We start from the raw sequence: 22499 nt of genomic DNA, 5'->3' as shown, positions 1-22499 counted from the left end.
CCGCGGGGCGGGCCCCTCCCCCCACGGAAGTCAGTCATGGGACTGCGACGGACCTCCCCCAGCGCGACGCCCTCCGCCCTCCCCCAGCGCCACCTCCAGGGCCGGAACGACCTCGGCCAGGCCAACATCCTGCTCGTCTTCGGCCTCACCCTCGCCCTGCTCGCCCTCACCCTGCTCTTCGTACGGGTCGGCGCCGCCAACGACACGCGGTCCCAGGCACAGACCGCCGCGGACGCGGCGGCGCTCGCGGCGGCCAGCGCCCTCCAGGACAGGGCCGCCGAGGAGCTCCTGGCCGGGGAGTACCCGCTGCCGTGGTTCGACGAGGAGGTCGCCAAGGCGCGGGCGGAGGAGTACGCGCGCGCCAACGGGGCGGTGCTCACCGACATTCGGGCCAGCGACAACGCCATGGGGCGCAGCGGCAACATCATCCGGGTGGAGGTGCGCGGTGCCCTCTGCCAACGGGAGCTGGCGGAAGACGCCTCGCGGGCCTGGAACGACGTGGTGTGCGACGGATCGGAGGAGGAGGTCGACACGGTCGTCGGCAACGCCTCCGCCATCGCCATCGTCGAGCCGCCCTACGAGTGTTCCCGGGGCGACGGCCGCGTCTCGTGCGGAAGCGACGCGATCGACGACCTCGACGCGGCCAGGGCCCTGATCGATGTGCACCTCATCGACCAGGAGGGCCAGTACAGGTTCAACCCCACTCTCACGTACTCCGGAGGCTCCGTCGTGGACTGTTCGTCACTGGGTCAGCTTCATCCCACCATGTGCTCGGTGCACCAGACGCTGCAGGAGGAGTTCGGCGGCTTCTACCTGACGGCCGGTGGATGGCGCTACGAACCCGGCAGCGACCACGGTCAGGGCATGGCGATCGACTACATGATGGCCGGGCTCGGCGGTCGGCCCACCGCCGAGATGCACGCCACGGCCCTGACGGTGGTCAACTGGGTGATCCAGAACGCCCAGCAGCTGGGGGTCAAGGGCCTCATCTACGACCACCACATCTGGAACGCCTCCCGGGACCCCGTGGGGCCGTGGGAGCAGGTCAGGCGCTTCCACCAGGACACGGGAAACAACACCCAGGACCACGTCGACCACATCCACCTGGCGGCGGGACCCGGCCCCATGCTCTGACGTCCGCCTTGTCCACAGGTTCGGATCGGGTCTTGTGGCACGTGGCCGCACCACCGAATCTGGGTGTATGACCGACAGTGACGACCCCGTCCCCGACCGTCCCCTCCTGCTGCGCACCCTGCGTCCCGTCCTCGCCCTGATCTCCGCTGACGCGGTCACCTGCGACGTCACCGCCGCCTACGTCTGGGGGATCAACGCCTACCCCCGGGGAACCCGGGTCACCAGGACGCGTCTGCACGTGGCCGTCCCGAAGGGGGTGCACGGGGTCTGCCACCAGGCCGTGACCGCGCACCGGGAACGGGTTCCGGAGGCGGACCGGACGGTGGTGGAGGCGGTGCGGGTCACCACACCGGCGCGCACCGCCTGTGACGTCGCCGCCCGGGCTCCCTCCCTGTTCGTCGCCACGGCACGGCTGGACGCCTTCCTGTCCCGCGGTCTGGTCACCCGGGCGCAGCTGGGCAGAACCGTGTGCGCGACACGCCATCGGGAGCGGTTCCAGCGCCTGTCGTCGGCCCTGCGGCTGGCCTCGGAACGCAGCCAGTCCCCCGCGGAGTCCCACCTCCGGGTCCTGCTGTGCCTCGCACGACTGCCCACCGCCACCCCCCAGTGCCCGGTGCCCACGGTCGAGGGAACGCTCCACGCCGACCTGGGCTGGCCCGAGTTCCGGGTGGCGCTGGAGTACGACAGCGCCGAGCACCACTCCGGCCGCCGAGCCCTGCTCAGGGACGAGTGGCGGTACTCGGTCATGCGCGACGGGGGCTGGAGCGTGCTCTCGATCAGCCCCCACGACCTCCACCGCCACCCGGGCCGGTTGATCGCCCGGATCGCGGGTGAACTCACCGCGCGTGGCTGGCGTTGCACGGAGGAGCAGCGGCGGCACGTGGAACGAACCATCCGTCGGTACGGCCGCGGCAGCCCGCACCCGTTCGGGGGAGGTTGACCTGGTGGAGAGCCGTACCCCCTCCGGCACCGGGTCCTCCCGCCCGACCGCCGCGCACATGCCGCCGCTCACGGTCGGACACGAACCCTTCGCGAGGAATGCCCGAAAGCCCCATCCGGAGCACGGCCACAACCGGCCAGAACCCGGGTACCGAGAGCGACCGCCCACCGGCCGCAGAACGGATCGGAGTCGGGTACGTGCACGGAAACACCGCGAGAACGTGCACGGACCCGTATCTTCGGTGTCCCGGGGCTCCTGGCGAGGGCAGAACACGGTCACCGGGCGTTTCGATTCGTGGCGGCGGTGGGTCCCCGTATCCGTGCCACCATCGAACGGGACAGCGAGTCACCACGTCACACCCCACGTACACACGACCCCGGAGTCAGGCGACGACGGTCCGCAACAACCCCCCACGGCCGCACCGGCCGTTCACCGAACCGCAGAAACGAGGCCGAGCCCGTGTCGATGTCGATACCGGACACCTCACCCGCTGAGGACGTGCAGGATCAGGTCCCCGTCGCGGCACAGCCCGACTGGTGGGTGTCCCTGGCCGTGGTCCTGGTCTGCTTCACGGTGGTCGCGACCGGTTGGGGTGTCACCAAGCTCACCGTGGGGGACGATCCCCCCTCCCAGGACCTCGCGGGCGGCCCCGGCACGGTCGTGCCGGATCCGTCCGTCGACGGGGTGACCCCCGACGACGCCCGCGCCTTCATCGGTGCGGCCACCGACATCGTGGGCGATGTCGCAGCCTTCCGGATCACCTTCTCCGTGTACGAGATCGACGGCTCCACAGAGGGCTCCGGCGCCGCCGGGGAGGATGCGGAGGGACGGGACGACGACACTGCGCCCCCGGCCGCCCCTGCCCCCTCCACATCCGGTACCGAACCCTGGCCGGAGGACGTCCTGGGTGAGGGGCGGGTGGTCTACGACGCGACACGGAACCCGGCGTTCGAACACGTCTTCCAGACCACCACCGGGACGACGATCGAGCGCTACCAGATGGGCTCCGGACAACTGCTGATGACGGCCGACGCCGGGGTACGAGGACTGACCGTCCTGGACCCGCCCGACGAGGCCGACCGCTACCTGTGCTCCGACGCGTTCGCCTCGGTCCACCTGGAGAGGATCCTGGCCACCTCCACCGACCTCGCGTTCGCGGGCAGGGAGAGAGTGGAGCTGGAGTGGTCGGGTCGGACCGTCGCCCACGACACCTACCTGTACACCGGCATCTTCACCTCCCTACGGGGCGGCTATGACACCGCCACGGGAAGCAACACCCTCACCACCGTGGAGGGCACCCAGTTCGACCTGTGGATCGACGAGGAGGGGTACCCGCGAAGACTCGTCCTACGGTCGGCGGACGGGATCGGCGAGACGCACGAGTACCACTCGTTCAGCTGACCCCCGCGCCTGTGCCGACCAGGTCCGGAACGGTGACGGTGTCGTCGGGTTCGTAGTCGTAGGGGGGGTCGGAGACCTCACCGCGCAGCTCGGGCTGCGCCGAGTCCACGAGCAGGTTGTTCCGGGTGACGAGGTTGCCGGGTTCCTCTCCCCCGCTGGAGGCCGACAGCGCCGTGCCCTGGAAGTAGTTGCCCTCCACCAGGACGTTGGCGTCGAGGCCGGAGTCGACACCGTACTCGCTGTTGGACCGGAAGTAGTTGTTGAACACGTGCACGTGTTCGGCGTTGCGCACGCGCGGGTTGCGGGCGGAGGTCCCGTCGAAGAAGTTGTGGTGGAGCGTCACCCGCAGCGCCCCGGGCTTCTCGTCCTCACCACCGATGTCCACCGCGGCCTCCGCGTCACGGAAGTGGTTCCAGGACAGGGTCACGTGGTCGGCCCCACCGCTGACCGTCACCAGGGCCGAACCGCCGCCGCCGGTGAATGTGGAGCCGTCCACCCACACGTGACGCGCCCCGTCACGGATCACGACGGCCGTACCACCGGTCGCCATCCGCAGGTTGGTCAGGACGACGTTGGCGGAGCCGTCGACCACCAGACGTCCACCGGTGAGCTCGGCGCCCCCGTCGGCGCCCACGAGGGTCTTGTCCGAACCGACCGCCACCGCACCGCCGAGGTCGATCTCCCCGCTCACCTCGATGGTCAGGGGTTCCTCCGCCACGAGCAGATCGGCCAGCTCCTCGCCGTCGGAGGCGGTGACGGTCTCCCCTCCGGAACCCCCCGTCACGCCCGGCAGCTCGTCCCCCTCCGTCTCCAGGGACTCGGCGGCCCATCCCACGGGCACACGGACCGGTTCCGCCTCCGCGCTCTCCTCCGGGGGGCTGGACTCGTCCGCCTCGTCGGAGCCGGGTTCACCGGACCCGGACTCGCCCGCGGTCGGCTCGGCGACCGCGCCGACGGGTGTCTCGGCCGTGTCCTGGGCGGGTTCGTCGTCTCCCGCGCAGGAGGCGAGCGCGGCGCACAGCAGCGCCGCCGCACACGCGGCGGCGAAGGGGTGAAGTCTCATCGAGGGCTTTCCAACGAACGGAACCAGGGGGTCTCTCGGACCCCACGAGACTGTCACAGCCCGCCCCGGAGGCCCAACCCCGAGGCTCCCTTGACATGCCCCGTCCCCGGATCGGCGCCGGGAACGGCGACGGGCGTCGGCCCCCGCGCGGGGGCCGACGCCCGGGTGTTCACCGTGTCCGGACGGTCACGGGGTTACTCGGCGAGCCAGCCGATGTCCTCGTAGACGTAGTCGGAGGCCACACCGTACTCACCCCAGTTGCGCAGGTTCTCGTCCATGACCCAGAGGCCGGGACGCTCGAACATGGGGATGGTCAGGACCTCGTCCCAGATGAGGGCGTCGATCTCGTTGGCGAGCTCGGCGTAGCGGTCCGGGTCGGTCTCGGCCTGGAGCTCGGCGAACTTGTCGTTGATCTCCTGCGTGGAGTGGAAGCTGAGGTTGTTGCCCCACTCCGCGTCCTCGCCCTCACCGCTCACCGGGCCGCCGTAGTTGCCCGCGGAGTCACCGGCGTAGGGGTTGGAGCCGACGTAGACGAAGGTGGCCAGCTCGTAGTTGCCGGGGATGACGTACTCGGAGAACAGGGCGTTGCCCGGCACCTGCTGGACGTCGACCTCGACGCCGATCTCGGCGAGCATCTCGCGGCCGATGTCGGCCTCGTTCTGGGCCAGGGTGAAGTCGTCGGAGGCCACCCAGGTCAGCGTCAGGGTGTCGCCGTCCTCGTTGGTGCGGAACTCCGCGCCCTCCTCCAGGGTCCACCCGGCCTCGTCGAGCAGCTCTCGGGCGCGCTCGGGGTCGTAGCCGCCGAGCTCACCGCTGTTGTCCTCGAAGCCGTACTGCGAGGAGCGGAGCAGGCGGTTGACCTGACCGGTGATCGGCCAGTTGATCGGGCCGAGCGCGGCCTCGGCCAGGGTGTCGGTGTTGAGCCCCAGGGCGAGGGCCTGACGGACGCGCACGTCCTCCAGCTCCGGGCTGCCGGCGTTCACCGAGACGAAGCGGTGGCCGTGGTTGACGGCTCGGGTGAAGTAGGCGCCGTTGCCCTCGCGCTCCTGCAGCAGCTGGTACCCGGCGGCGTCGTAGCCGAGGTAGAACCCGTCGATCTCACCGTTGTCGAACGCGGTCGCCTGGCCGTCGATGGCCAGGGCGTCGAAGATGATCCGGTCCAGCTTGGCGGGCTCGCCCCACCAGTCCTCGTCCCGGTGCACGATGATGCGCTCGGTGGTGTCGTCGAACTCCACGTCGCCGAACGGGCCCGCGGTGACCGGGTAGGCCTTGAAGTAGCCCTCCTCGAAGAGCTCCTCGTCCTCCATGTACTCCGCCGGGTAGAGCGGGGAGAACAGGGAGGGCCACTCGGCGTAGGGCTCGGAGTAGACGAGGGTGAAGGAGTACTCGTCATCGCCCTCGACGAACTCCTCGACCAGATCGTAGCCGGTGGTACCGCCGAGCTCGAAGTCGCCGTCGCGCTGGCCCGACCAGGTGAGGTACTGGGCCTCGTAGTCGGCCGAGGTGATCGGCTCGCCGTCGGACCACACCGCGTCCGGGTTCAGCTCGTAGGAGACCTCCAGGCCGTCGTCGCTGACCTGGGCGTCCAGGACGTAGTCGGTGATCGGCTCGGGCAGGCCCTCGGCGTCCCAGCGGAACGCGCGCGGCATGACGGCACCGGCGACACGGCGCACGTTGGCCATGTTGCCCTGGGTGTGCGCCATGTTGTGCTGCTCGTCGTAGTTGGTGAGGGCCCAGACGAAGTCGCCTCCGTCCTGTAGGTCCTCACGGGGAGCGGCGTTGAGGTCCTGGGCGGGCAGCGCCGCCAGCTCCTCCTGGGCCTGCTCGGGGTCGTTCTCCTCACCGCCACCGCCGCACGCGCTGGCGACCATCACCAGGGCGGCGACGGGGGCGAGGTAGCGCACCTTCCCGATTCGCATGGGGATCTTCCTCTCAGGGGTGAGATGGCCAGCGCGCGGGGCGGCGCTGGCCGTGCCGTGTCGAACCGCCGTCAGACGGCCTGCCGTCCCTCCGCGAAGTGGCAGGCAGCTCCCTGGTCGCCACCGTCGGTGGCGCGGATCTGCGGTTCGACCGTCATGCACTGCTCCTGTTCGCGGTCGGAGAGAGTGATGAACTTCTGGCACCTGGTCCGGAACCTGCACCCCGTTGGTGGGTTGGCGGGGCTGGGCAGGTCACCGTCCAAGACGATGTGCGTGCGTGTCCGCTCCTTCTCCGGGTCGGGGATGGGGATGGCGGACAGCAGCGCCTGGGTGTAGGGGTGTGCGGGCCGGGTGTAGATCGAGTGCGTGTCGCCGATCTCCACGATCCGGCCGAGGTACATGACCGCGACGCGGTCGGCGATGTGCCGCACCACGGACAGGTCGTGCGCCACGAACAGGTAGGCGAGGCCGAGCCGGGCCTGGAGCTCCTCCAGGAGGTTGACCACACCGGCCTGGATGGACACGTCCAGGGCGGACACGGGTTCGTCCAAGACCAGCAGTTTGGGTTCCAGTGCCAGGGCGCGGGCGATGCCGACGCGCTGGCGCTGGCCGCCGGAGAACTCGGCGGGGAACCGCGTGGCGTGCTCGGTGTTGAGGCCGACCAGGTCGATCAGTTCGTACACCCGTCGGGTGACCTCGGACGCGGCCACACCGTGTGTGCGCAGCGGTTCGGCGATGATGTCGAAGACCGGCATGCGCGGGTTGAGCGAGCTCATCGGGTCCTGGAACACGATCTGCATGTCCCGGCGCAGCTCGAACCGCTTCGCCCGGCTCAGCCCGGACACGTCCTGGCCCATGACCTCGATCGTGCCGCGCTGGGGCCGCTCCAGTCCCATGATCTCCATCAGCGTGGAGGACTTGCCGCACCCGGACTCGCCGACCAGGGCGAGGGTCTCGCCCTCCCTGATGTCGAAGTCGATCCCGTCCACGGCGTGGACCGTGCCCACCCGGCGTTTGAACACGGCGCCCTTGGTGAGCGGGTGGTGTTTGATGAGGTCCCGCACCCGCAGCATCTCGGGCCGATCCTCCCGACGCACCGAGGAGGCGGGTGCATCGGGGATCTCCGGGACCGGGTAGATGTCCCGGGCGGTCCACGCGTTCTCCGCGATCTCGCCGGAGCGCACGCACGCCGACCGGTGTCCTCCGGCGCCCTGGCCGCCGTCCTCGGCGGGTGCCGCCTCGCCGTCGTGGGGGGCGCGGACGGTCTCCGCGGGCGGTTGCCCGCCGATCGGCAGCAGGTCGGGCTCGGCCAGCTCGCACTCGGGTCGGGCGATCGGGCAGCGGGGCGCGAAGGGGCAGCCCGGCGGGAGCGACGACAGCGAGGGCGGGGTCCCCTTGATGGGGACGAGGGCGCCCTGCCGGTCGAGGTCCATCCGGGGGACCGCGCCGAGGAGTCCCATGGTGTAGGGCATCCGGCTGCCGTAGTAGATCTCGTCGACCGTGCCCATCTCGACGGGCCGCCCCGCGTACATGACCAGCACGCGGTCGACGAACCCGGCGACGACACCCAGGTCGTGCGTGATCATCACGATGGCGGCTCCGGTCTCACGCTGCGCGGTGTGCAGGAGCTCCAGGATCTGCGCCTGGATGGTCACGTCCAGGGCGGTGGTGGGCTCGTCGCAGATGATGACGTCGGGGTTGTTGGCCATCGCCATCGCGATCATGACGCGCTGGCGCATGCCGCCGGAGAACTCGTGCGGGAACGAGCGGTACCGCTGCTCGGCGTTGGGGATGCCGACCAGTTCGAGAAGCTCGACGGCGCGCTCCCTGGCCCTGCCCTTGGGTGTCCTGGGGTCGTGGACCAGTACGGCCTCGGCGAGCTGGTCGCCGACCGTGTACACCGGGGTGAGGCCGGAGAGCGGGTCCTGGAAGACCATGGAGATGACCCTGCCGCGCAGGCGCGCCATGTCGCGGTCGTCCAGGCCCAGGATCTCCTGGCCGTGCAGGCGGACCGACCCGGTGATCCTGGCGTGGGCCGGCAGCAGCCCCATCGCGGCCATCGAGGAGACGGACTTGCCGGAGCCGGACTCGCCGACGATACCGAGGACCTCGCCCCGGCGGACCGTGTAGCTGACGCCGCGCACGGCGCGTACGTCGGGGCCGCCGTTCAGGCCGGGGAAGGTGACGGTCAGGTCGGAGACCTCCAGGACGGGCGCGTCGTCCGCGCGCTCGCCGGGCGCGGCGTCGGTGGTCGTCACGGTGTCAGTGCTCATGTGTGTCTCCCCCTAGGACCGGCGCGACTTGGACGACGGGTCGAGGGCGTCGCGCAGCCCGTCCCCGATCATGTTCACGGCCAGCACCATCACGACCAGCAGCAGCGCGGGGAACGCGAACATCCACCAGGCGGTGGTGGCGAACCGCGAACCGGCGGCGATCACGACGCCGAGGCTGACGTCGGGCGCCTGGACGCCCAGACCGAAGTAGCTGAGCGCGGTCTCCCCGATGATCGCGGAGCTGACCATGATGGTGGCGTCCGCGATGAGCAGGGAGGACATGTTCGGCAGGATGTGGCGCAGGATGATCTTGTACGGGGGGACGCCCATGAACCGGGCGGCGTGGATGTACTCGCGTTCGCGCAGGGAGATGGTCAGTCCGCGGACCATCTTGGAGGTGACCATCCAGCTGAACACGGCCAGCAGGATGACCAGCACGAACCAGCCTCCGTCACCGGAGAAGTGGGTGGACAGGATGGCCAGGATGACGAAACTGGGCAGGACCAGGGCCAGGTCGGCGATCCACATCAGTCCCTTGTCGACGAGACCCCCGAAGTAGCCGGCGAAGGAGCCCACCAGGGCCGCGACCGCGGTGGTGATCACGGCGACGAGCAGACCGATCATCAGGGACTTGCGCAGCCCCGCCGTGGTCTGGGTGAAGATGTCCTGACCGGTGGTGTTGGTGCCCATCCAGTGGTCGGCGGAGGGCGCGCCGAGGATGTCGGTGAAGTCGCGCTCGCCGACCTCCCACCCGCTGACGAGCGGGCCCACGAGGGCGAACAGCGCGAGGAGGGCAAGCAGGACGAGGCCGACGATGACGCGCCGGGTCCCGAGGAGTTGGCGGCCCAGGTCCTTGAGCCGGTTGGGAGCCGGGGGCGCGGTCGGCGCCTTCACGGACTCCGTGCTCTCTTGGGTCGTGCTCATGGCGTGGTCTCCAGCAGGGGCGCCGCGGTGGTGCGGGACGGAACGTGGCGGGTGGGGATGCGGGGGTTTGGTGTCACGGTCACACCCGCACCCTCGGGTCGAGCCAGGCGTAGAGGATGTCCGACAGGAAGGACGCCGCCATGACGGTGATCGCCATGAACCAGGAGACGGCGGCGACGACGTGGACGTCGTGGCTGAAGATGGAGTCGATCAGCCAGGCGCCCATCCCGTGCCAGCCGTAGATCTTCTCGGTGAAGGTCGCACCGGACACCAGGATGCCGAAGGTGAACGTGAAGTAGGTGATGGTGGGGATCAGCGCCGTGCGCAGGGCGTGCTTGAACAGGGCCGCTCTGCGGGTGAGCCCCTTGGCCATCGCCGTGCGCACGAAGTCGGAGCTGAGGACGTCCAGCATCATGTTCCGCTGGTAGCGGGCGAAGGCCGCGAAGAGCGAGACCGCCAGGACCAGGGTCGGCAGGATCGCGTGGTGGAGGCGGTTGAGGAACAGCTCCCACCCGTTGCCCTGGAAGCCCGCGGAGTACTCGCCGGAGTAGCTCAGCAGCTGGAACCCGAGCATGTCGTTGATGGCGTTCGCGCCGACCTGTACGGAGAGCGCGATCACGACGGTGGGCACCGACAGCACGAAGAACGACACCGCCGTGGCCGCCTTGTCGAACCCCCGGTACTGGCGTACCGCGGCGTAGGCGCCGACGATGATGCCGATGGCGCTGCCGAGGACGGTGGCGACGGTGATGAGGCGCAGCGTGACCCCGGCCTTGAGCCACATCTCCTGGGTGACGTCACCGCCCTGGATGGTCTTCCCGAAGTCGCCGACGAGGACGCCGCTCACCCACGTGACGTAACGCTGCGCGATCGGCGTCTGGTCGTTGAGGTTGAGCGCGTCCAGTTGGGAGTTGACCGCCTCGGGGGACGGGGGAGGCTGCATCTGCTCGAAGTACCCGCGTGGATACAGGTTGGTGGCCGCGAGCAGGTAGGCGAAACTCGTCGCGAGAAAGATCAACACGACGTAGTTCAGTAGCCGCCTGGCCAGGAACTTGCCCAAAACTATCTCCGAACCTCACACCGAGCCCGGCGCTCGTCATCCGTTCCGAACGGTCGTGACCGGGAGACCCGTGGCACCGGGGGCGCGTTGCTCGGTGGATCCCACCGTTAAGCGTTCGCGATCCCGGGACCACTGGCGGGGTGACACCCAGTGACCGACGAAACACGCTTCCTTCCGATTCACGGTCCGTGACCGGAATGTCAAGAGTCTGCGGGACGGCTGGACACTCGGAGGTCACCGACCCATCAAGAAAAGACAACGGTGCCCGTTTGGACCTCATCCTTCGATCGAATTGTCAAGACTTGTACTCACAGTGAGAGACGCGCGGCACACTGCCACCATCAACCACAGTGACCTGGGAAAACAAGCTCCTACACCATCGACCGAACAGCGAGAGAGGGGTGTATCGGCCAAAGTTCACAAAATAGGGCAATCATGAAAAAAGATCGAAACATTCCAGAAACGTGCACGTCATGGTCGACGCCCCACCCCTGCGGCGCCCTCGACCTCGGGCATCGGATGTGCCATTACCCGCCCTCAGAACAGGACCGAATATCACTACTGTGAGTAGTCAAAGTTAACGATAGCTAACGCTCGGGCACGACCTCTCCTTCACGGGCGCCGCACCCTCGGAGCCTCCACGGGCCGCTCGGTGCACACCATCGCTCTCGGGCACGGGAGAAGGGGGGCGACCGACCGCGATCCCGCCGCTCCCCACCAGGTGCCCAGTGAGCGCGCGGCGTCCCCGGCCACCCCCAGAGCGGTCCAGGTCACCGGATCCACCGGTGCCACGCCCCGGCCCCGGTGCCACGCCCCCAGGTGCGGCAGGACGAGCATCGCGCCCACGGCCGCCGCGGTCCGTCGGTCGCGTGCCCCCGCGCCGACCGCCGCCCCGGCCAACACCGGCCACCAGGCGCCCCGGACCCACCTGCCGCCGCTCCCGGCCGCGGACACCAGGTCCCGCACCGCCACGAGCGCGGCCTCCGGCAACCGCTCACGCGCACCACCGGAGAGCCGCCGCGCGCCGTACGCCGCGCCGAGGGCCACCGCGCCCAACGCCGGCACCGGACGTCCGGCGGTCAGGAGGGCGAGGGCCGCCGCGCTGGACCAGGACAGCTCGGGGCCGACCGCGCGCCGGCCGCGACGCCGCGCGAGCCGCCCGGTCAACGCACCGCGCGCGAAGCACGCGCGCAGGTAGCCCCCCAGATCGCCGACCGGCGGGACCCGCACCCGTGACCGGGGTTCGTAGCGCACCGACCACCCGTGTTCGGCCAGACGCCACAGGGCGTCGAGTCCGGCGCCCTCCCCCAGCTCGGGGTCGAAGGGGTCGGGACCGACGGCCGCCCGGCGCAGGACGAGCGCGCCCACGGGGCTCAGGGGGTCGGCACGGGTGTGGCCGTTCGCGGTTCCCGGCAGCCCCCGTCCGCCGGTCGCGTGCCCCCAGGGCAGGACGGGGGCCGGGTCGGCTCCGCGGTCGGGTCCGACCCGGTCGGCGGCGACGGCGGCCACGAGCATCTCCAGATAGGTGGGGGCGTCGGCCCGAGCGGTCAGCCCCCGGGGGAGGACGGCCGCCACCCCGGGATCGGCGAAGTGCCCCAGGGCCGCTTCGAGCCAGCCAGGTCCCAGGCGCGCGCCCGCCGCCACGAGCGCCACGTGGGGTGCGGTGCACGCGCCCAGCGCGGCGTTCCGGGCGCACGCGCCCCCGGCGGGTCCGGGGACGGTGCGCGCCCCCCGGCTCCGGGCGGCCCACGCGCTCGCCCCGGTGGCGCCGACGACGACGGGGCGCAGGTCGGGGTAGGCGGTGGCGAGCCCGTCCAACGTCCGGGCCAGGTCGTTGGGGGAGGTCGGGTCGACGACGGCCACGTCCACGGTCCCGGGCCCGACGGGAACCGCGGTGTCCGCGGGACGGGGGTGGGCGAACCCGGCGTCGATCAGGCGGCGGGCGAGGACCCGTTCCGCACGGCCGTTCGGGACGGCCCCGCTCGACCAGCGGACCAGGACGCTGGCCTGGTCGGTCGTCAGGCGGAGCGCGTGTGGGGGGTGTCCGCCCACCAGTACGTGCCCCTCGTCGGCGAGGCGGACGGAACGGTCGATCTCGACCGCCGTCCCGGGAGGCAGGGGGGCGACAGGGTGACGGGAGGGCATGGGGGATACCTTGTCGCCTCGGACATACCAGCCGCAAGACCGTGTGAAGCACCGAAATTCAGCGGAACTTCACAGAATCGTTACCTTATCCCGCGAGCCCCACCAGTCACGAAACGCCGCCGTGGCCCGCCCGGGATCCTCGTCACGACCTCACCGGTTCCCCCCTTTTTCCAGGTCATCGGGGGATATCCTATCCAGGCCAGGTCGACCGGGTTTCGGGGGAGGCACAGAGCGTATGCTAAGCGCGAATACGCCCTCCAGTGTCGCAGGGCACATCCCTGACCCACCATGACCGACCATGACGGGCCTCCTCTCGGCCCCACCCCCGCCAGGCGGGGAGCCCCACGGCTCCTCCCCTCCCACACGCCGACCCCCGCACACCGCGCGCCCCGTGGCACCAGACCACTTCCCTCCCTGACCCAGGGGGCACCGACCCGTGTGTCCGCAACGCGCCGTGACCCGTCTCCGCGGGCATGGACGCCACGAGGGCCCGGCGCACCTTGCCCCGCCCGTCGCGCACACACGTCATCGGGAAGTGAAACCCACCATGTGTGACCCCGCCGCAGCCCAGGGTCCCCTGGCCACCCGACACGCCCCCGCCCCAGGCACCGCACCCTCACCGTCGGATCCGTTCTCGTCCCCGCGTTCCACGTCCCGTCCGTTCCAAGGTTCGACGAGATCCATGGAAGAACCCATTCCGCACAGCACTGACACCGCCGCCAGGTCGGTCAGACGCCGGTTCCCCGGACTCCCGAGCCAGATCGCCTATGCGCGCCGGTTCGTGGCGCGCCACCTGGCGTCCTGCCCGGACCTGACCACGGTGACCCTCCTGACCAGTGAACTCGCCACCAACGCCATCACCCACAGCGCGTCCGGCCGGGAGACGGGCAAGTTCGAGATCTGCGTGCACCAGGCGCCCGGATGGGCCCGAGTGGAGGTGCGTGACCTGGGCAATCTGGAGGAGTCGCCACGTCCCCAGCACCGGGACCCCTACGACACCGAGGAACACGGTCGGGGCCTGGACCTGGTCGAGGCGCTCTCCAGCGCGTGGGGCACCGAGCCCCGCGGCGACGGCATGGGGCGCAAGGTCTGGTTCGAGCTGGTGTGGGAGCGCGACGGCGATCCGCTCTGAGGACCGGCGGTGACCACGGGGCCCCGACGGCCTCGGCGGTACGCCGCCGCGCCTGAACCGTCCGTCGCCGTCACTCTCCCGCCGTCACCGAGTCGTCCGCACCACCGGTGTCGGTCGGAGCGGGCAGCCGGAAACGTTCGTACAGCTGTCGGGCGTAGTCCTTGGCCTCCTGGGACGGTTCCTCGCCCAGCTCGTCGCGGACCAGGTCATCAAGGCTCTTGTTCGATTCGTCCATGTGACGCAGACTGCCTGGAGTGCCCGGAGAGCACAAATCAACGCTCCGATGACGCAACGCCAAGGCCTGCAATGCCCCAAGTATGGGGTTTGTGGAGTAAACCCACCCTGAACTGCACAGAGTACCTGGGACAGGACCCGCCGCTGTTCCCGCGTGGCCTCTGTCGGTCCCGGTCGTTTCGCAGCCCTGTGATACCGGGTTGACCCCGAAACCCACGCGCTTGAGGGGCGAACCTCACCCTCGGGAGTTACTACAGAGAGTCACCACCACCGCAGTCTACGGCTTACCGAAAGCGATGCGGTGTGTTGACTGCGCCGAGGCCGTCCCCGCGGCGATGCGCTCCAGGGCGGATGGCGCACCCTGCGGCCAAACCCAGACGCCGTCCCCTCCCCACCGACCACGAGTCGCGCATCGTCACCGCCTACGAAGCCCGCGCCACCGGCACCGTGCGCGGGCCCCGCCGCGCCGCGGACACCCCGCCGAAGCGGAAGCCGAACGGCTCCACGCCAGGATCGAGCGACTGGAGAAGGAGGTGGCTGAGCGACCACGCCTGGAGAGTGACGGGAAAAGCCGCCGTGCTCTCGCGGGCGCTCCCTAAGAGCGCGAACCGAACCACGAGGACGCCCGACCCGCACTGGCGGATCGAGAACCCGTGCCGCCGTCTGGGAGTGGTCCAGGCCCGCCGAGTCACCGGAGACTCCCGCGCCGCCCACCACCGGTGCCTACCCGCCCGAGCTCAGGGGACCGGTCCCACGCAGCCCACCTCCGTCGGCGCATCACCGGTGTCCGTAGTACGCGGCCACCATGAGCTTCTCCATATGCGCCATGAGAGGCATCCTGGGGTTGGCCGGGGCGCACTGGTCGTTGTAGGCGTTGATCGCCTGCTCAGGAAGCGCTCCCAGGAACTCGTCCTCGTCGACCCCGACCTCGGCGAAGGAGGGCTCGATACCGACGGCGTCACGCAGGTCCTCGACGGCACGGGCCAGCTCCGTCACCGCCTGACCGGGCGAGCGGGCGGGCAGCCCCACACTGCGCGCGATGTCCTGGAAGCGCTCGGGCGCACGGTGGGACTCGTACCTGGGCCAGCCCGTGAGCTTGCCGGAGGGGGACCCGTTGTAGCGGATGACGTGTGGGAGCAACAGGGCGTTCGTACGTCCGTGGGATATGTGAAAGGTCGCCCCCAGCGTGTGGGACATCGCGTGCACGATCCCGAGGAAGGCGTTGCCGAACGCCATACCGGCGATGGTGCCCGCGTTGTGCATGCCCATGCGGGCTTCCGGGTCGTTCCTGCCATCGTGCACGGCCCGTTCCAGGTGGGCGAAGACCAACTGGATCGCCTTGAGGCACAGGCCGTCGGTGAAGTCGTTGGCGTAGACGGAGACATAGGCCTCGATCGCGTGCGTGAGCGCGTCGAACCCGCTGTCCGCGGTGACGGTCGGGGGCAGGCGGGTCGCCAGGGTCGGGTCGCAGATGGCGACGCTCGGGGTGAGGGCGTAGTCCGCCAGCGGGTACTTGAGTCCGGTGTCGGGGTCTGTGATCACGGCGAACGGACTGGTCTCGGACCCGGAGCCGGAGGTCGTCGGAACGCAGACCAGGCTGGCCAGGGTTCCGGTCTCGGGAAAGTCGAACGCGCGCTTGCGCATGTCGAAGAACTTCCCGCGCATGTCGGAGAACTCGACCGAGGGGTGCTCGTAGGTCAGCCACATGACCTTGGCCGCGTCCATCACCGAACCACCGCCCAGGGCGATGATCGTGTCCGGACGGAAGCGGGCCATCCTGGTCGCCCCCCGTCGCACGGTTGGAATGCCGGGATCGGCTTCGACGTCGTCGATGACGTCGATCTCGACGGGCGTTCCACGCCTGCCGAGCGCGTCCGTGACGCGCTGGACGTGGCCGCGGCGGCGGGCGCCCGCTCCGGTGACCAGGCTCACCCGCCCCACGTTACGCATCTCGGAGAGGTAGTTCAGCGAGTACGGCTCGAAGTAGATCTCGGGCGGGACCCTGAACCACTGCATGTTCGTCGTTCGGCGGGCGATGCGCTTGATGTTGAGCAGGTTCACGGCGTGCACGTTCCCGGCGAAGGAGTTTCCGCCGTAGGATCCCGCGCCCAGGGTCAGGGAGGGGGTGAGGAAGTTGTAGACGCCCCCGATGCCTCCCTGGGAAGTGGGTGAGTTGCAGATGACGCGAATCGCTTCGACCCGTGTGCCGAACTGCTCGCAGTACTCCTGGTCTCGGGCGTGCACGGCGGCGGTGTGCCCCAGTCCGTCCAGTGCGAGCACCTGCCGGGCGAGCCCGACGGCCTCCTCCCGTCCGGAGGCGCGGACGACGGCCAGAACCGGGCAGAGCTTCTCCCGTGTCAACGGTTCCGCGGGGCCCACGGCGTGGACGTCGGCGAGGATGACCGAGGTATCGGCGGGTACCCGGAATCCGGCCTGCTCGGCGATCCAGGAGGCTGAGCGTCCGACGGCGTCACGGTTGAAGACGCCCTCGGACCGGTCGTCCCCGGGACCGACACCGAACAGGAAGCGCTCCAGTAGTGCCTTCTCCTGCGAGGTGGCCACATGGGCTCGCAGACCGCGAAGCTCTTCGGTGAACTCCTGCCCCACACCGTCGTCGACGACAAGGACCTGTTCCGAGGAACAGACCATGCCATGGTCGAACGTGTTGGACAGGACGATGTCGTGCGCGGCCCGACGCACGTCCGCGGTGCTGTCGACGACGGCGGGGACGTTACCGGCTCCGACCCCCAGAGCCGGCTTTCCGCTCGAATACGCGGCGCGCACCAGGCGATGGCCGCCGGTGGCGAGGATGACGGAGACCCCTTCGTGTCTCATGAGCTCGTCGGTGGCCGCGCGTTCGGGCTCCTCCAGCCACTGGACGCAGTGCTCGGGAGCGCCGGCCGCGACGGCGGCGTCCCGGACGATCATGGCGGCCCTCCTACTGCTCCCGTTGGCCGACCCGGCGAACGAGAAGATGATGCTGTTGCGCGTCTTCAGCGCGATCAGCGCCTTGAACAGCACAGTCGACGTCGGATTCGTGACCGGCGTGATCGCGCAGATGACTCCGATCGGCGCGGCGACCTCGGTGATGCCCCGGAGATCGTCGGTACCGATGACGCCGACCGTCCTCAGGTCCCTCATGTGGTGTGTGACGTGCTCACAGGCGAAGACGTTCTTCACCGCCTTGTCCTCGACCAAGCCGCGCTTCGTCTCCTCGACGGCGTGCCTGGCCAGATCCGTGTGCTCGGCGAGGGCCGCCCTCGAGGCGGCGCTGACGATCCGGTCGACCTCCTCCTGCCCGAAGGACTCGAACTCGGCCACGGACGCCCGGGCTCTCGCCACCATTGCATCAATCGTCTTCACTGATACGCCTTTCGTCTCAGATACGTGGTGCGGCGCGGATCGCGCACCGTACGCGCGTCATACTGAAGAAGAGTGCGCCCAGGAAACATATGAAGGAGCCGCGAACAAGCGAGAACGGCTCGTCGCGCCCTGTTGAATCGGTATCGCGGTGCGGCCGCCGCGCTGCGAACGACAAGGTTCACGTCACCGGCGCACCCGCGCCCCCTGAGCGGATGGATCACCATGTGGGGCGCGTCAACCACGTGGGACCGCCCATGCCATCCTTGCTCTTCCACTCTGCTAGATGCCCTGGCAGGTATCCGATTAACGGATCTGGACGCTTTTGTTCCAAGTGCAACCACGAAGCAAGGACAGGCTAGCCCGATGGTCAGAAAAACGTGATCTTAAATAAACGAAGGCATCCTCTGCGGTCTCGCCCGTTAGCCAGGCGGTGCAGATGAAAAATTAATTCCGTAGGGTATCCATGTGGCGCGTGTGAATACTTCACGGAGTCCCAGGCGATCCGCTTTCAGGCGGCCCCGACCCGCCCGAACCGCTCCCGGCGAAGAGACGACGCACATCAACGCCCCGATGATCCCGGGAAACCGGCACACGTCACGCCGCCCAGGACGGCGGGGGCGTCCCGCACCGTGTGCGGAACGCCCCCCGGTCAACGGATTCCGGTCGCCCGGAGGAATCAGCGTCCGACGGGCTCGCCCGTGGGCTCGTCCGATCCGCTGGTTCCGTGCGGTCCGCCGGAGCCGTTCATCCCCGGTACGGACCGGCGGTCGGCTCCCTCGCCGCCCCTCTCGGCCGCGCCCTTGCCGTGACGGCGCTCGCGACGGGCCGCCCGCCTGCGCGCACGGCGCTCCTTGCCCGCCTCGACCAACTGGTAGAGCACGGGAACCAGGATCAGCGTGAGCAGGGTGGACGAGACCAGTCCGCCGATCACCACGATCGCGACCGGACCGGAGACGAACGCCCCGCCGCCGGTGAGACCGGTGGCCAGCGGCACCAGCGCGGCGATGGTTCCCGCAGCGGTCATGAGGATCGGCCGCAGACGGTGCCGGGTGCCCTCGACGATCGCCTCGCCCAGCGGCATGCCGCCCGCGCGGTTCTGGTTGATCAGGTCCATCAGCACGATGGCGTTGGTGATCACCACACCGATCAGCATGAGCATGCCGATCATCGCCGCCGCCCCGAGCGGGGTGCCGGTCAGCATGAGCAGGCCCAGCGAACCAGTCGCCGCGAAGGGCACCGACACCAGCAGGATGAGCGGCTGGATGAGGCTCTTGAACGTCGCCACCATGATCAGGTAGCAGATGACGATCGCCGCGAGCAGCGCCGTGAGCAGCTGGAGCAGGCCCTCGGCCTGGTCCTGGCTGACCCCGGCCAGTGTGGCGGTGGCGCCCGAGGGCAGGTCCAGCTCGTCCAGGGCCCGGCCGATCTCGGTGCTCACCGCGCCCAGGTCGGAGGCGGTCGGGCTGGCCGACACCGTGGTGCTGGTGACACCGTCGATCCGGGTCAGCTGCGGAGGCTGCGTGACCTCCTCGACGTCGGCGACGCGGTCCAGGCTCACCTCCCGCCCGGTGGGTGTGGTGAGCGTGAGGTCCTCCAGCTCCTCACGGGTCTGCGGGGCCTCGTCGGTGAGCACGACCACGTCGCGGCGGACGTCGTCGATGGTCGCGGAGCCGACGCCCCGCCCGTTGAAGGCGGCGGCGACCGCCTGGCCGACCAGGGCCTCGTTCAGCCCGAGCTCCGCGGCCTCCTCACCGTCGACGTGCACCTCCAGCGCGGTCTGGGAGGCGGACACCCCGTTGACGACGTCATCGGCGCCGTCGATGTCGAGCAGGGCCTCCTCGACCATGTCGGCGGCCGCGGTCAGGGTCTCCTGGTCCTCGGCCGTGACCCGGACCTCGATGCCCGAGCCGCCCATGCCGCCCGAGGCGTCGAGCCTGGGCTCGTACTCGGTGTCGAGGGCGGCGAACTCCTCCCGCAGCACCTCGCGGTTGCGCAGCTGGTCGGTGTCGGGGTCGGCGGTGATGGTGTAGCTGATCTGGTCGGTGCCGGCGGCCACCATCGGGTTGCTGCCGCCGCCGACGCTGACCTGGTAGTCGTCCACCCAGGCCAGCCCCGCGAGCAGCTCCTCGACCTTGGCGGCCTCGGCGTCGGCGGTCTCCAGGGAGGTGCCGGGCTCCAGGTCCTGCACGGCCATGTAGGTGTTCTGCTCGGCCTCGCCGAGCCAGTCGGTCTCCATCGTGGTCGCCATGTACACCGTGCCGCCGAAGATGGTCGAGGCGGCCACCAGGATGACGGCGGTGGCGCTCTTGCGCCTGGTGGTGATCCACCAGATGATCGGGACGTAGACCCGCTGGAGCGGCGTGCGCAGCTCCGCCCGGTTCTGCTCGCGCTCGATCTCCTCCTGCGTGGCGTCACCGACCTCCCTGGGCCGCATGAACCAGTAGCACAGGACCGGGGTGAGGGTCAGCGCGACCAGCAGCGAGGCGCCCAGCGCGATCGAGCTGGTCACGGCGAACGGTGTGAAGATCTCGCCGACCTGGCCGCCGACGAAGGCCATCGGCAGGAACACGGCGATGGTGGCGAACGAGGAGGAGGCCACGGCGGTGGCGACCTCGCGGACGCCGTCCCTGACCGCCGTCATGCGCTCCTTGCCGTAGCCCATGTGGCGGCGGATGTTCTCCAGCACCACGATCGAGTCGTCGACTACCCGGCCGATCGCGATGGTCAGGGCCGCCAGGGTGAGCATGTTCAGGGTGAACCCGAACGCCTGCATCCCCAGGAAGGTGACCAGGATGGACACCGGGATCGACACGGCGACCACGATCGTGGAGCGGATCGACAGCAGGAAGACCAGGATCACGACCACGGCGGCGGCCAGGCCCATCCAGCCCGCGTTGAACATGTCCGAGATCGACTCGTTGATGAACGGGGCCTGGTCGAAGACCGGGGTGATGTGGATGTCGTCCCCGAGCAGGTCGGCCTGCTCGTCCAGGACGGACTCCACTCCCGCGGAGATGTCCACGGTGTTGCCGTCGGGCGTGGACATGACCATGAGCATGACGGCCGGTTCGCCGTTCACCCGGGAGATCTCGCCTGACTCCTGCGGTACCAGCGCCACGTCGGCGACCTCGGAGAGCTGGACCGGCTCGGCGGTGACCGTCGGGGCACCGGGGATCGCCGCACCGTTCTGGGCGGGCCGGATCCACACGTCCTCGATCTGTTCGAGGTCGGTGTGCCGTTCACCGGTGGTGACGCTGAGCGTGCGGTCGTCCTCGTCGAGGGTGCCGCCGGCCATGAGCAGGCCGCTGCCCTCCAGTGCCTGGGCGATGTCCTGCGGGGTGAGACCGGCCGACTCCAGTTCGTCCTCGTCCGGGGTGATCTCGACCCGCTCCTCGTCGACGCCGAGGAGGACGGCGGAGCGCACGCCGGGGACCGACTCGATCTCCGGGAGGAGGACGGTCTCCACGGTGGAGGCCATGTCCCGCTGTTCCAGGGTGTCGCTGCTGACCGCGAGGACCTGGGCGGGCAGCATGTTCGTGTTCATGGACATGACGTTGGTGTCCACGCCGTCGGGCAGGAACCCCGCGACCTGGTCGACCGCGACCTGGGTCTCGCGGACCAGGTCGCCCTGTTCGAGCCCGTAGTCGAACTCGGCCTGGATCGTCGCGGTCCCCGTGCTGCTGGTGGCGGTGACGGCGGTGACGCCCTCGATCCCCTGGATGGCCTGCTCCAGGGGTTCGACGACCTGACCCTCCACGACCTGGGGGGTGGCCCCCTCGTAGGACGCGGTGACGGTCACCATCGGTAGTGAGAACTCGGGGAAGAGCTCACGCTTGGCACTCGTCGCGGCGAGCCCGCCGAAGAACATGACCGCGAGGGTGATGAGGAGGATGAGCGCCCGGTTGCCGAGGGAGATGTTCGACAGGCGGTTCACGCGTGCGTCCCTTCCGCTCCGTGGGCCGGGATCCCCGTGGGGGATCGATCCGCGGCACGGATCGTCGTCGCCGATCTGGACATGAGGGGTTGTCGCTCCTAGTTCGCTGCCGTGTGGTGGTGTGCCGTCCCGTGAGGAAGCGCGCGCCGGGGCGCGCGGACGGCGTCGTTCTCGCGGACCGTCCGCCGGTTCTCGCGGGCGTCGTGGATGTCACGGGGGCGTGGTGGTCTTCCGAGGGCGGGCCCGGGTCGTCGGGCGCCGCTTCCGTCGGGCACACCACTCACCATACGTCGCGTTATATCGGGTCTTCCGCCCCTCCGGCCCGGTTCAGGGATCTCTCAGGGAGACGTCAGCCTTACGTCAGGGTCGACACCTGACCAAAGTCGGGGACGTCATCCGAAAGGTCGAGGCGTCCGGGCTGACGTGGGCTCCGACACACGTCCCGAGGACGCCCGGGCGCAACGGGCGGTTCACCGCCGCTTCACGGCCACTCGGGGGACGGGGGGCAGGGAGGCGGAAGTCGCGCCGCACGCGCGCGGAGCGCGCGGTGTCGGCACACCGGGGCCGCGGCGCCGACACCGGGGCCGCGCCGTGGACCGCGGGTCGGCTCAGGCCACGGAGGAGCGATCGTCCGCCGGCACGTGTGGCTGCGTCGTCCCCCACACGACGCGCAGCAGGTCGTCCAGCGCGTGGGCGAGGGAGTCGTCGACGAGCTCGTAGCTGACCTGACGCCCGCGCGCCTGGGTCCGGACCAGACCGCAGTCCCGCAGGCAGGCCAGGTGGTTGGAGACGTTCTGACGGGTGAGCCCCAGCTGGTCGGCGAGGCCCGCCGGGTAGTTGGGGCCGTCGAGGAGGGCCAGCAGCAGGCGGCTGCGGGTGGGGTCGGACAGGGCGCGCCCCAGGCGGTGGATGGCGGACAGGCGCTGCTCGGAGGTCAACATGAAAATCATTGTACATAGGTTGCTGTATAGACAGCT

13 protein-coding genes and 1 pseudogene are annotated in these 22499 nt (G+C 69.8%); 4 read left to right on the top strand and 10 right to left on the bottom strand.

Annotation, left to right across the window (positions count from 1 at the left end; genetic code table 11):
* The first annotated feature begins 36 nt into the window (after positions 1-36).
* From DVR05_RS03135 to DVR05_RS26485, 3 genes are all read left to right on the top strand, one after another.
* Complete coding sequence (locus DVR05_RS03135) at positions 37-1134, top strand: pilus assembly protein TadG-related protein (protein ID WP_116244280.1); 1098 nt, start codon at positions 37-39, stop codon at positions 1132-1134.
* Positions 1135-1201: 67 nt separating this feature from the next.
* A complete protein-coding gene (locus DVR05_RS03130; RefSeq protein ID WP_116244279.1) occupies positions 1202-2074 on the top strand; it encodes a hypothetical protein in 873 nt (290 codons plus the stop codon).
* A 465-nt stretch (positions 2075-2539) separates the two neighbouring features.
* Positions 2540-3475, top strand: coding sequence for a hypothetical protein (locus DVR05_RS26485; protein WP_157982379.1), 936 nt, complete (start codon positions 2540-2542; stop codon positions 3473-3475).
* Here the strand turns inward: DVR05_RS26485 and DVR05_RS03110 are convergent.
* From DVR05_RS03110 to DVR05_RS03085, 6 genes are all read right to left on the bottom strand, one after another.
* The gene (locus DVR05_RS03110; protein WP_116244275.1) at positions 3468-4538 is read right to left on the bottom strand and encodes a polysaccharide lyase family 1 protein; all 1071 of its coding nucleotides are present in this window, start codon (positions 4536-4538) and stop codon (positions 3468-3470) included. The genes DVR05_RS26485 and DVR05_RS03110 overlap by 8 nt on opposite strands.
* 194 nt (positions 4539-4732) lie before the next feature.
* Positions 4733-6457, bottom strand: a complete 1725-nt coding sequence (locus tag DVR05_RS03105; protein WP_116244274.1) for an ABC transporter family substrate-binding protein — start codon at positions 6455-6457, stop codon at positions 4733-4735.
* A 71-nt stretch (positions 6458-6528) separates the two neighbouring features.
* A complete protein-coding gene (locus DVR05_RS03100) occupies positions 6529-8730 on the bottom strand; it encodes an ABC transporter ATP-binding protein (RefSeq protein ID WP_116244273.1) in 2202 nt (733 codons plus the stop codon).
* 12 nt (positions 8731-8742) lie between these two features.
* Complete coding sequence (locus tag DVR05_RS03095) at positions 8743-9654, bottom strand: ABC transporter permease (protein WP_116244272.1); 912 nt, start codon at positions 9652-9654, stop codon at positions 8743-8745.
* A gap of 79 nt (positions 9655-9733) precedes the next feature.
* Complete coding sequence (locus tag DVR05_RS03090) at positions 9734-10714, bottom strand: ABC transporter permease (protein WP_116244271.1); 981 nt, start codon at positions 10712-10714, stop codon at positions 9734-9736.
* Between the two features lie 612 nt (positions 10715-11326).
* On the bottom strand, positions 11327-12859 hold the full coding sequence (locus DVR05_RS03085; protein ID WP_116244270.1) for a family 2 glycosyl transferase: 1533 nt from the start codon (positions 12857-12859) through the stop codon (positions 11327-11329).
* Positions 12860-13541: 682 nt separating this feature from the next.
* Between DVR05_RS03085 and DVR05_RS03080 the strand changes: the two genes are divergently transcribed.
* Positions 13542-13991 (top strand): ATP-binding protein, encoded by a 450-nt coding sequence (locus DVR05_RS03080; protein ID WP_116244269.1) that lies wholly within the window; start codon positions 13542-13544, stop codon positions 13989-13991.
* A 70-nt stretch (positions 13992-14061) separates the two neighbouring features.
* Here the strand turns inward: DVR05_RS03080 and DVR05_RS26885 are convergent, their stop codons facing one another.
* The 4 genes and pseudogenes from DVR05_RS26885 to DVR05_RS03060 form a co-directional block, all read right to left on the bottom strand.
* A complete protein-coding gene (locus DVR05_RS26885; protein ID WP_198659019.1) occupies positions 14062-14226 on the bottom strand; it encodes a hypothetical protein in 165 nt (54 codons plus the stop codon).
* 776 nt (positions 14227-15002) lie between these two features.
* Positions 15003-17594: pseudogene (gene adhE / locus DVR05_RS03070) on the bottom strand (bifunctional acetaldehyde-CoA/alcohol dehydrogenase); the annotation flags it as partial.
* Between the two features lie 670 nt (positions 17595-18264).
* Complete coding sequence (locus DVR05_RS03065) at positions 18265-21522, bottom strand: efflux RND transporter permease subunit (RefSeq protein ID WP_116244266.1); 3258 nt, start codon at positions 21520-21522, stop codon at positions 18265-18267.
* A gap of 608 nt (positions 21523-22130) precedes the next feature.
* Positions 22131-22463: a helix-turn-helix transcriptional regulator gene (locus DVR05_RS03060; RefSeq protein ID WP_198659018.1), complete on the bottom strand. Its 333-nt coding sequence runs from the start codon at positions 22461-22463 to the stop codon at positions 22131-22133.
* Positions 22464-22499: the final 36 nt, after the last annotated feature.

Origin of the sequence: Nocardiopsis sp. FIRDI 009 (genome assembly GCF_003386285.1) — a bacterium.
GTDB lineage: Bacteria > Actinomycetota > Actinomycetes > Streptosporangiales > Streptosporangiaceae > Nocardiopsis.
This window is presented reverse-complemented; position numbering and strand designations above follow the sequence as displayed.